This is a genomic window from Sphingobium fluminis, assembly GCF_037723805.1.
Taxonomy (GTDB): domain Bacteria; phylum Pseudomonadota; class Alphaproteobacteria; order Sphingomonadales; family Sphingomonadaceae; genus Sphingobium.
Genome location: NZ_JBBJUK010000010.1, coordinates 1 through 11,081 on the forward strand (window position 1 = coordinate 1; position 11,081 = coordinate 11,081).

Annotated in this window: 12 protein-coding genes; 6 read left to right on the forward strand and 6 right to left on the reverse strand. The window is 59.5% G+C overall.

Annotated features, from left to right (window positions below; translation table 11 throughout):
• Positions 1 to 981, forward strand: a 981-nt coding sequence (locus tag WG907_RS17950) for a type IV secretory system conjugative DNA transfer family protein (RefSeq protein WP_340234963.1), incomplete at its 5' end; no start/stop codon positions are given.
• A 550-nt stretch (positions 982 to 1,531) separates the two neighbouring features.
• Here the strand turns inward: WG907_RS17950 and WG907_RS17955 are convergent.
• The 3 genes from WG907_RS17955 to WG907_RS17965 are packed head-to-tail and all read right to left on the reverse strand — an operon-like array spanning position 1,532 to position 3,461.
• Positions 1,532 to 2,488, reverse strand: a complete 957-nt coding sequence (locus tag WG907_RS17955; protein WP_340234965.1) for a replication initiator protein A — start codon at positions 2,486 to 2,488, stop codon at positions 1,532 to 1,534.
• Positions 2,485 to 2,811: a hypothetical protein gene (locus WG907_RS17960; protein ID WP_340234967.1), complete on the reverse strand. Its 327-nt coding sequence runs from the start codon at positions 2,809 to 2,811 to the stop codon at positions 2,485 to 2,487. Before WG907_RS17960 ends, WG907_RS17955 begins: the two co-directional genes overlap by 4 nt.
• Entirely contained in the window at positions 2,808 to 3,461 is a 654-nt protein-coding gene (locus WG907_RS17965) for a nucleotide-binding protein (protein ID WP_340234969.1), read from the reverse strand. Before WG907_RS17965 ends, WG907_RS17960 begins: the two co-directional genes overlap by 4 nt.
• A 160-nt stretch (positions 3,462 to 3,621) precedes the next feature.
• Between WG907_RS17965 and WG907_RS17970 the strand changes: the two genes are divergently transcribed.
• Together WG907_RS17970 and WG907_RS17975 are read left to right on the forward strand one after the other, a co-directional pair.
• Positions 3,622 to 5,364 (forward strand): AAA family ATPase, encoded by a 1,743-nt coding sequence (locus tag WG907_RS17970; protein ID WP_340234971.1) that lies wholly within the window; start codon positions 3,622 to 3,624, stop codon positions 5,362 to 5,364.
• Positions 5,364 to 6,629, forward strand: coding sequence for a hypothetical protein (locus tag WG907_RS17975; protein ID WP_340234973.1), 1,266 nt, complete (start codon positions 5,364 to 5,366; stop codon positions 6,627 to 6,629). The genes WG907_RS17970 and WG907_RS17975 overlap by 1 nt, the downstream gene beginning before the upstream one ends.
• Here WG907_RS17975 and WG907_RS17980 read toward each other — a convergent pair.
• From WG907_RS17980 to mobQ, 3 genes are all read right to left on the reverse strand, one after another.
• On the reverse strand, positions 6,541 to 7,836 hold the full coding sequence (locus tag WG907_RS17980) for a DNA methyltransferase (RefSeq protein ID WP_340234975.1): 1,296 nt from the start codon (positions 7,834 to 7,836) through the stop codon (positions 6,541 to 6,543). The two genes, WG907_RS17975 and WG907_RS17980, sit on opposite strands and share 89 nt — an antisense overlap.
• 212 nt (positions 7,837 to 8,048) lie before the next feature.
• Positions 8,049 to 8,618 (reverse strand): recombinase family protein, encoded by a 570-nt coding sequence (locus WG907_RS17985; RefSeq protein WP_340234977.1) that lies wholly within the window; start codon positions 8,616 to 8,618, stop codon positions 8,049 to 8,051.
• A gap of 95 nt (positions 8,619 to 8,713) precedes the next feature.
• Positions 8,714 to 9,793, reverse strand: a complete 1,080-nt coding sequence (mobQ, locus tag WG907_RS17990; protein ID WP_340234979.1) for a MobQ family relaxase — start codon at positions 9,791 to 9,793, stop codon at positions 8,714 to 8,716.
• A 171-nt stretch (positions 9,794 to 9,964) separates the two neighbouring features.
• On the opposite strand from mobQ, the gene WG907_RS17995 reads away from it, so the two are divergent.
• From WG907_RS17995 to WG907_RS18005, 3 genes are all read left to right on the forward strand, one after another.
• A complete protein-coding gene (locus WG907_RS17995; protein WP_340234981.1) occupies positions 9,965 to 10,279 on the forward strand; it encodes a mobilization protein in 315 nt (104 codons plus the stop codon).
• On the forward strand, positions 10,272 to 10,496 hold the full coding sequence (locus tag WG907_RS18000; protein ID WP_340234982.1) for a hypothetical protein: 225 nt from the start codon (positions 10,272 to 10,274) through the stop codon (positions 10,494 to 10,496). Before WG907_RS17995 ends, WG907_RS18000 begins: the two co-directional genes overlap by 8 nt.
• Positions 10,497 to 10,505: 9 nt before the next feature.
• A partial coding sequence (locus WG907_RS18005) for a type IV secretory system conjugative DNA transfer family protein (protein ID WP_340234984.1) occupies positions 10,506 to 11,081 on the forward strand: 576 nt, incomplete at its 3' end.

Consider the following 11,081-nt stretch of genomic DNA (forward strand, 5'->3'; position numbering starts at 1 on the left):
ATGACGCTGGCAGACGCGCTGGTCTACGATCCTGCAGGGCAAGGCGGAGATGCTCATTGGAACGAGGAAGCCAAGGCGCTGATCGCTGGGCTGATCCTCTATGCCGTAGTCCATGAGGACCGCGAGCATCGCACCCTGGCGACGGTACGCGACTATCTGACGCTTGCCCCCAAACGGTTCGCTGATCTGCTCACTCTCATGCAGGACAGTCGCGGCGCCGGCGGCCTTATCGCCCGTGCCGCCAATCGCCAGCTCGGCAAGTCTGATCGCGAGGCGGCAGGAGTGTTGTCGTCGGCCCAGCGGCACACCCATTTTCTCGACAGCCCCCGGATCGTCGCCAGCACATCGGCCTCGGATTTCACCTTCGCAGAGTTGAAAGAGGGGGTTTCCACGGTATTTCTGTGCCTCCCCCCTGACCGGCTCGATGCATATTCCCGCTGGTTGCGCCTGCTGGTCGCCCAGGCGCTCACCGACATGGCGCGCTCGCCCGTCAAACCGGTGCGGCCCGTTCTGTTCCTGCTCGATGAGTTCGCCGCCCTGGGAAGGCTCGAACCAGTCGAGCGGGCGATGGGGCTGATGGCCGGATACGGATTACAGCTCTGGCCGATCTTGCAGGATATGCACCAGCTACGTGCCCTCTATGGCGAACGCGCGGGCACCTTCATGTCGAACGCTGGGGTGTTTCAAGCGTTCGGGGTGAACGATCTCGCCACAGCGGAATTGCTGTCGAAGACGCTAGGGCAGGAAACCCTAGAATATCAGACAGCGGGATATTCGCAGGGCAGCAGACTCGATGGAGCCAAGCTCACGCGTACCGCCGGCACGCACATTGCGGCTCGTAATCTCATGAATCCTGACGAGATCATGCGAATGTCACCCACCGACCAGCTACTGATGCTCCAAGGGCAAGCTCCGCTCATCGTGGAGAAGATCCGCTATTACGATCAGCGCGAGTTCGCCGGATTGGCCGACCTCGGTTGATAACGAAAGCGGGCACCAGTCGCGCAAGCACCCACCTCCTTGGCATGGCTTTTGCGGGCCTTCAAAGAAGAAAGCGCAGCGCTGGCTTCACTTCCCCCCTGGGAAGCCAGCGGCCTATGGCCGCTCTGTGCCGGCTCTGCCGGCACGCAACGAAAGCGCATTGGCCTTTCAGGCCAATTCCACATCCCTTTTGGTCAAAGTGCTTGTGGCGGGCGGGGTTAAGTGATTCTGTTAAATAGGAATCGTTAATAAGGTTAAGTGATCCAGAAAGCCGAATCTTTCTCATTCTATCAGGTGCTTAGCAAAACTCCTGGTGTGTGAAACCCCGTGATTCGGTGTGTGATACCCCGATAGAGCGGTGGGTGATCCCCCGAAGCAAAGGTGGGTGATCCCCCGACTCCCGCGATGCATTAAACGGGCTTTTCGTGGCAGTTATCCACAGACCGCCGGGTCACAAGCTCTAGGACGGCGCATCGCTAAGGCTGCACGGCTCGGCTCTCGGTGTGTGATACCCCGATAGTTTGATCTGCGGTGGGTGAAACCCCGATAGTTAGCGCCGCCGGCCGGCAAGCTGATCCATGCGGGTGTCCACCTCATCGGCGCGGCGTCGATCGGCGTCGAAACGTGCGCGCCGCTCGTCTTCGGCTCTCATCCTCTCCGCCAGCGCGACAGCCTCAGCTTCGCCGCGCAGTCTGAACATGACGGCGGGACTTTTGTCCGCTGTTTCGGTCAATTCCATTGCGTATTCGGGCAGTTGGTCGGCCTCGATCACGCGCCGAAGCATTCGGTTGAATTCTTTTGGCTGGGCGTCACTACCCGTCTTGTCGCGGAGCAATTCGACCCGGCAGAGCCACCCGCCACGCTGCGAACCAGCATGTTTGCGCGCGATGCGATACAGAGCCCTCTCTAATCCGCCAGAAAGAAGGAAATAATCGGGGTGCATGGTCAACAACGACTTCTCGTTGACGATGCCCTCATAAACCCAATCCGAAAGCGTTAGAGTCATTCCTCGCGGCTGCTCAGTGTCGGCATCGGTATCGAACGTCCAACTGTCGAGCCAGTTAAACCCAGCCTTTTGTCGGCGCTTTGTCGCGCGGATCGAAGTCGTGATGGAAGTAGTCTGGAGCCGAAGCAAAGCCGCCTGCAACTCCTGATAATCCCTTCCTCCGGTGCTGCGCTTAATCGCCCGCAATAAATCGTAGGGCGTTGTTGTCAGCGTTCGGGGAATATCATTCACGCCCTTTTGCTTCATGCGATTGAGCGTAGAGGCGGCCCATATGAGGATATCAGCGTCCCAGATCGTCGCCATACCGTAATCTGGTATCGCTTGAACACGCACCCACGCCTCGCCGTCCGGACTGCGATATTCGATAGGCTTGAGCCGTTTCCTCTTTTGAAGCGAAAAAAACGGCCGTTCCATTACCTCTCGCTGGTCGCGGAGTGGCAGATCACCCAGCGCCGGGATAAACAGGTCGAACTCGGGATTGGGATCACGCCGCTTGCTCATGGCGCAAACCTGGTGTGCCCCCGCTTGACCAGATACTGGCGCAGCAGGCGTTCGGTAATGACGGTGAGTGGCTCTCCGCCTTCCTCAACGCTGAGCTGGCGCAATGCGCGATGCATGTCCTCAGGAATGTGGATCAACACCGGCTTCTTGCCAGGATGGCTGCTGCGTTTGGTCTGTGTCGGCGCATTCGCATCGCGGCGCGATCGACGAGGTAACGCCGCCTGTTGCAGCATGGGGGAAGGCTCAGCAACGGGTGCCGGTACCGGCTCCTCTGGCTGGTCGTCGAAAATACCGGCCAGCGCGGAAGGCTTCCTCGCCATCATGCTACCTCGCTTACTTGCTTAGTCGTATAACCGCTTAGTCGCTTAGCCTCGCCGAAAGCACTACGCAATTCAGCTGCCGCCTTGCTGTCGGGTTCCGTCTCAGATGCGGTCCTGCCAAGCGGGGTCGCCTTGTAGTAATCTTTGCGGAAATGGAGGCGGCTGTCGAACAGCGTGACGCCCTTTGCCGCAAAGCCGGCATGGGCCTCCTGCCCCTCCCCGCCCTGGTGCGGCACCTGGGTCAGGATAACCGCGAACGGCGTGCCCGCCTGCTGGACCTGCTTCACGGTCTGCAAGACCGAATGAACATCCAGCCCGCGCGGCGCGACAGGGATGATAACGAAGTCAGCCTGCTCGGCCGCGAGCATGGCAATGTCCTTCGAGTTTGCTGGCGTGTCGATGATGATTAGGTCGATTTTGCCACTGCTCCGCCCGCGCGAGACGTGAAGCGGCAGGCCGGCGACGCTGCTATCCTTCACCATCACGTCGTCCATGTCGCGGCGCTCCGACCAGTAGAGCGCCGACCCCTGCCGATCGTCGGCATCAAGGATCACAACCGACGCTCCCTCACGCGCCGCCTCAACGGCGAATCCGGTGGAAAGCGTGGTCTTGGATTGCCCACCTTTCTGAGCGATCACGGCCCATACCTGCATAGCTGCTGCTCCTACTAAGCGGTTAAGCGGCTTATATCGCTTAGTCGCTTATTCGTAAAGAACGTTAGTAGCTTAGCGCGGTGATCGCCATTGTCGTTTTACGACCGCGCCCTTGATCGCTAGGTTGCACAATTAAATCAGGGCGAAACAGGATTCGAAGATGGCGGGGGTAACTGGGGGCCAGGCAGCCTTTTATAAGTGGCTGAAGACCTTTCTTAAAGATCGCGGGCTCCAGTTTTCACAATCCGGATTTAAGTTAGGCAATAGCCTCGCAAATCACGGTATCAATCTGGATACGGGCGACTGGCAGAATATCGCGTATTCACGATCGAAGCCGATCAGGTGGCTTTTCGATGTGGACGTAACGACTGTCCCTGCGACTGCGGCGTTGCCGAGTGATCTCGACGAAGCTGGCATTGGCGGCTCTAATACCTCGCAGGGAGACAAGGCTGGCCTGGCAGTAAGGCTACTGCCTTTGTTCAAAACGGGCGACGGGCCGTTCGAGCGGTTTGACGAGTTCGAGGCGCAAGCGATCTTTATGTTTCATGGACCGCTCCCGCCCGGATCGTCAGGCGATGGCTTCTCGCTGAACGTCACAACCGGCGGAATGAAGCGACTCCAGGCAGAACAGGAATACATTTTTGCGGGCTTGCTCGGCATTCGACCGCGCACCGACACCTTCCAACTGACGGTGGCGGATGCTCCCCGTGACATTACCTATGGCGAGGTGGTTGATGCGCTACATGGCGCGATCACAATCAGTCCAAAAGGCGGGGCAGCGGGCCTGATCCCGGTTTACGACCTGAGCGAGGACGCCGACCTAGATCGTCTGAAGGCCGACCTGTCGCACGCCTGGGACAATGCCGGGCCGCCGCCCGAGGTCGCCGCCGTCGTTGCGGAGGAGGACACCGACGACAACGGCGAACCGCTAGATTTCTCGCATCTTGAAGTGCCGGAGAACCCGGACCTACTCGGCATCGACCCCGCCGTTTATCGACAAATCAATGCGATGCTTCAATCGGGCAAGCAGCATCTGATGCTTTATGGGCCGCCCGGCACTGGGAAGACCTCTCTGGCCCGTTGGATCGCCAACAGTCTCCCCGGCGGCAAATGGACTCTAATCACCGGCTCGTCTGACTGGAGTTCACAGGATATTATTGGTGGCTATCAGCCGATCGGTGGTGGCGACGTCGATTTCGTGCCGGGCATCCTGCTTCGAGCTTTCGATCAACCCCTCATCATCGATGAGCTGAACCGCTGCGATATCGACAAGGTGATTGGCCCGCTGTTCACCGTGCTAAGCGGCCAGCAAACGACGCTTCCTTACCGCACGGAATTGAGCGACAAAGATAGCCAGCCGTATGTCATTTTGCCGCAACCAAAGGCGGGTGCGGCCGACCATGAGTTCGCGCCGGGACCGGCCTGGCGTCTGTTGGCGACGATCAACTCGATCGACAAAGCATCGCTCTACCAAATGTCTTACGCACTAAGCCGCCGGTTTGGCTGGGTGTATGTCGATGCGCCTACGGACCTCCGAGAGTTCGTCCGCTCGTTCTTGGCACACCTAGATCCGGCAGCACCTGAGCCTGCCGGCGAAGCGGTATGCCCGCTTGCCGATCTATGGCGCGCAATCAACGCGGTGCGCGTAATCGGGCCTGCGCCCATCATCGACGCTATCAAGGCGATCCGCGTACTCGATCCTGCGGCTACCTTTTTCGGTCCTGCCAACGATGCCATGCGTTTGGCCGCGTTGGATGCGCTCGACATGCTGCTCCTGCCCATGCTCGACGGTATCGTCCATCAAGACGCGATGGCGATCGCCGATGCGACCGTGGCCGCCTTTGGCCTCGCCGAAGGGCAGGCACGCCAGGTAAAAACACGGCTCGAGTCCGTCGCGATCTAATGACCATTGACGCGGCCATTATCGACTTTTCGGCCGCACTGCTCCTGCGGTATTTCCGACGAGGCGACCACCTTGCCGGCGAGACGCCGCGCATCGATGCCAAACGCGACCTTGATATGCTGCGCGGACATTGGGCGATATCGGGGCCTGTCCGCGAGTTAGTGCGCTATGTCCTGACGCACCCGCATGAGGCGCAAAGCCTGCTGACACTTCGCACGCGAATTGATGATGCGGTCGCACGTGGGCGTATCGACGCACGGAGGACCTGGCTTCATCGCCTCCAAAGCGGGCTCCCCTCGGCGATCGTAGCCAACGAACCGGTGCGTTCGTTCAACACTGGGCCAAACCTCCTTCTGGCCTGGGTGCTACGTGAGGCTGCTACATACACAGCGCGGCTCTCAGGCTGGCAGGGTCCGGCCTCTCCCTACCTTGCCGTGATTGAGCAAGCACAGGGAGAGATGCGCGCCGTCCAACGGCTTGAAGCCCTGCGCGAGCCGCTGCGGTCGGTTGCCATTGGTCAGCGCCCTGGTGCCGGTGCTATCCGAAGCGCCTCGCGCAGCCGCCGACAAGTCTACCGTCTGGCGGTGGAAGCGTACGTTCTCCTACAAGGCATCGAACGCGGCGATCCGGCAGCGATCGACCGGGTAGCGCGATCGGCGCTGTTGGGACCGCTGGAAGATTGGCGTCGGTTTGAACTGGCAGTAGGATTGGCGGTAGGCGAAGCCTTGGCCGATGCCGTCGGCGAGACGCTGCGGATCAATCTGCTTGCCGGCGAAACGGCATTGCCGATCGTCACGACAGGGCGGTTCGCCGTGTACTGGCAGCAGCGTACCAACCTCTACACCTCGCCCGATCTCGAGCCGTCCGAGCTTCTGACGCGCAGCATCCTTGCCGCTTTCAACCTCGCAATTGGTGCTGATCGCCCTGACCTCGTTGTGGTCGATCAACAGGCCGGCGCGGTCGTTTCGATCATTGAGGTCAAATATGTTGCTGGCGACACTTCAACCGCCCGCTTCCGCGAGGCCGTCGATCAGATTGTACGATACGCGCGGGGCTATTCCTCTGACGGCGATACGGCTTCAATCATCGCACGCTCTCTAGTGGCGATCTCACGCAATGCACCTCCGCTGGCCGATCTCTCGGCCAGCGTTCCGGGGAGTATCGACTTCGCCGGCATCACGCGTAATGAACTCTCCGCCTGGGCGAAGCGGTTTTCGCTCGTGCAGGCCGCGTCTCCTCTACTGGCTGAACCTTCACCGGCTTAATGGGTGCTGCCTTGGGTCGCGCCGCGCCACCATCGGCGAACAAGGGAGTGGCTTCCTCGTTTACCGGCACCGCACAAGGAGGAGCGATCTCGTAGCTAGCGGGGCGATCCTTGAGTAGGGGGATCGGCGTCGGCTCAAAACGCGCAAGAGCACCGTTCAGATACTCTTCCGACATTTCACAACAGACCCACTTCCGCCCTAGCGCTTCCGCAACCGCGCCAGTGACACATGATCCTCCAAACGGATCGAGAACTACGTCGCCGGCACTTGTCAGGAACCGAATAAAATACTCCGGCAATTGTGGCGGGAAGCGGGCTGGATGAATAGGAATGTTGTTATCGCGGCAATGCTCCTGATATCGGCTCGTCGATTCCGTATTTGCAATAGCAAGCAGATTAGGTGGAACAGAACCACCGTTATCCTGCATAAACTTTTCGGAAATATCGTGACCAGAAGGCCTCATCTTAGCAATGTAACCGTTCGCCAGAAGGCTCTTCATTGATTTAGAATAAGGAGCCAAAATTCGACGATTGTTTGCTTTGGGAAAAGGTGTCTTGGAAAGCCACCACACCGTGTTCACCGCATCCTTTACCCGAACACGACGCACGTTCACCCACTCTGCCGGCGTCGGTAATTTGGCCGGATTCCACCAATAATGCTCTTGGCAAAGGTGGAAGCCGTATTCCTCTACCAGCATAACTAAGAGCTTAAAGTGGTAAAGACTGCGGGTTGGCTGACCGGGAACCCATGCTCCACCAATATCTATTACAAGTGAGCCATCGTCTTTCAGAACTCGCTTGAATCCCTCAGCGAAAGGCCGGAACCAGTTGCAATACTCGTCAGCATCCTCATTTCCGTAGCTCTTTTTGCGCACTAATCCAAATGGTGGACTTGTCATAATCAAGTCAACACTGTTCGGCTTAGCGCCATTAAAAAGATATGACCTACTATCGCCCCAGATCATTTCCCCGCTTTTCGTCTTATGAAAAGAGCGAATTAGCTTTTTAGGAAAGAGGGCCTTGAAATCATCCGGCTCTTTAGCCGTAGTAGTAACACTAACGTGCTGATTATGTAGGTATCTTATATATTCACTTACGTTTCCGAAACCATGCTCCAACGCTTTAGCGTCAAAAGCTGCCTTTTCTTCTTCCGTCAGCCGAACGTTCGTTACTTCGCTCCTTGGCTTGTTCGCCCGTGGCCGACCCATACGCATAACCCTTTATGTGATTCGAAAACCTGGATAGCTCTAGGGTTTGCGTATGACAACAACCTATGAGCTTTGATGTGTGACGAATAATCCAAGCGGCTCGAATCTCCTAGCAGTTTGTTCACTATATGTTCCCATGTTGCCGAAGGCGCAAGGCCGCTTGCGGACCGGAATGTGCCTCAGCCGCCCATCCTTCCCAGCAGGAGATAGCGTCATTCTGCTCGCTTCCGATGATCCCGCAATACGCGTTGAACCGTCGATCGCGACACACGAAACAAGCTGGCGAGCTGGGCCGGAGAACCGTTGCCTGCCTCTACTTGGGCGATAATTTCGGCGCGCTGCTGGCCAGTGAGGCTAGGCCGGCGACCGAGACGTCGGCCTGCTTTGCGGGCATGTGCAAGGCCGCTCATAGTCCGCTCTCGGATCATCGCTCGTTCAAATTCGGCAAACGCGCCTAGCATCTGCATCATCAGCCGACCTGGCGCGGTGGTGGTGTCGATCGCTTCCGTGAGCGACCGAAAACCAGCGCCGGCCGCCGTTATCCCTTCTAACGTGAAAAGAAGGTCGCGGAGCGAACGAGACAGCCTGTCGAGTTTCCAAACGACAAGCACGTCGCCTGGCGACAATGATCCAATCGCACGCGCTAGCTCGCGCCGTCCGGTGTCTCCCCCAGATGCCTCTTCCCGATAGATCGAAGTGCAACCGGCGGCGGCGAGCGCACTGATCTGAGGACCAATATCCTGAGTGTCGCCGCGAGACACCCGCGCATAGCCAACTTCCATGCCACTTTCTGACACGGGATTTTGACACCCGTAAACCCGTGATATTGTTGATGCCGTTAGGGGGTGTCAAAACCGGTCGGTTTTGACACCAAACACTATCGCTCTCTGTCTTGATCCTTTGCTCGATCTCGCTCTTGATCACGCTCGGCCTGGTCGTGATCGGAACCGCCTTTGTTACCCATGCGGGACGCGATGCGATTGGCAGCACTCCCTGACTCTGGGGCGTCACGATCACGCTTGCCCCGTTGTGCCGTCGCCTCCGCGATCCGCTCGGCCGCGCCGCGATCCTCGTCCGGGCTACCCCATGCCGCGCTGAGACGGTCGCGCAGCATCTGCGTCATGTCCCTGGCCTTGTCGCCGATTCCGCGCATCGTTTCCGCGATCCTGGCGCTAAATTCGCGAAGCTGCTGAGTCAGCTCGCGCCGCTCCCGGTTGCGTGCCTGCACCCCGCGCTGTTCGTCGCCGCGTTCGGTGGGGGTGCCCTTGCGCTCCATCGCCACCGCCGACAACGGCACTTTGCCCAAAGGCTCCCGGCCTAGATCTTCTTCCCTTTCGGAGTCACCCCGATCGCGCGCCGCTTCGCGCTGATCCTTGAGAGACCGATGGTCTATGCGCTCATCGAACCCGGCCCGTTCCAGCGCCTGGTTGGCATGGTCTGCCCATGCTGAACGCCACCCATCAAGCCGCTCGGCCGCGTTCCAGTCCCGGTTCTTCTTCCCAAATCCCTCGCCGGTTAGGTCACGCATGGTCAGCATGACATGCGCGTGCGGCTGCTCCTGCCCGTCCGCCGAATGGCCTCGGTGCAGCGATACGTCTGCAATCATGCCTTGGGACACAAACTGTTCGTGCACATAGCTGTCGACCAGGGCGCGCCGCCCCTCCGCGTCCAATTCTCGCGGAAGGGAGATTTCGACCTCGCGGGCAAGCTGGGCGTCCTTGCGCTTCTCGGCCGCCTCGACGCCGTTCCACAGGCGCGAGCGATCGAGCATCCAGTCGGGCGTGCGATCGGGGGCCATGATCTCGCGATGCTCGATGTCCGACTTGCGCGTGTAGTCGTGGCATTTACCCAGGCGCTCGTCCGTCAGCCGCTCGCCCGACCGATAGGCGGCGGCGGCCACCGCGCTGCGCCCAGTGGCCCGCGAGATGACTTTGACGGAACAATGGTAGATCGCCACGGGCCGCGCGCCTCCTTACTTCCTTCACTTAAGGGGGAAGCCGTCCGGCGGGGGCAACGCCCCCACGAGGACCACGCACATTGGGAACCAATGTATAAGCGTGCCCTTATCTTCGCTAAGGTATCCTCATGGCGTTCTGCTTGCTATAGCGAATTGCCATAGGAGGACCGCATGGCACGGACACCCGTTGAAGAGCGCCTTGAGAAAATGCGCGAGGACGAGCGCAAGTTGCGCGAGCGTCGCAAGGCGTTGGAAGCTCGGCTAACGGCCTCTCGCCGTAAAGCTGAAACCCGCGAACGCATCATGCTTGGCGCTTTTATTCTCCACCACATAGACCAGGACACGCCGACCGGCCGTCAGCTCGTCCCGCTCCTTCAACGCGAGCTGCCGCTATTTCTGACCCGTGAGCGCGATCATGCGTTGATGGCCGATCTGCTGAAACGGCTCCGTGATGGGCCAGAGACGGGAGAAGCGGTCAATGAGTGACGACGCTGTTGTGAAGGCAATGGGAACAGCCCTCTCGGTCATAGCGGCCACTTTGGAGCGCGGCGGGGTGGCAAAGGCACAAGAGCTGGCCAACATCTTAGGCATGTGCGGAACGATCGCGAGCCAAGATGGCGAAGAGGCAGAAGGCCTAATCCTCGGTGCCTGGGCCGCCATGATCGAAGATTCGGCAGGAACTGCTGTTAAATACGATAACTAGGAGAGGCGTATGGCTGGCCCACTGGTCGGGGGCGATCGGGGGATAGGATGGGTTCGCGCGATCGTCGGCGCGTTCGTGGTGTGCCTGGTCGTCCAGTACCTGGCCAGCAGGCTTTTGCCCGAGGTCGTAGCTAGCCTTATCGCTTGGGGCGCGTTCGCTATGGTGATGGTTGCTGTCTGGCGGATCAACGGTCGCGTCGGCCGCAACGAACTGCTTGGCTCGGCTCGCTTTGGATCCCGCGAGGATGTGCGCGGTCTGGAATCCGGTGAAGGCGATCTGCTGATCGGTCGATCGGCCAAATCCGGCAAGCTGCTCCGCTATGGTGGTCCCGCCCACTTGCTGACGATGGCCCCGACGCGCAGCGGCAAAGGCGTCGGCACCATTATCCCCAATCTGCTGACCCTCAACCGCTCGGTGATATGCATCGACCCCAAGGGCGAGAACGCCCGTGTCACTGCCAGGGCGCGCACCACCAAAGGCAAGGTCTGGTGCCTCGACCCGTTCGAAGTATCAGGGCAGCCCCCTGCCCGCTACAATCCACTCGACCGGCTCGACCCGGCCGGCCTCGACCTAGCCGAAGATGCG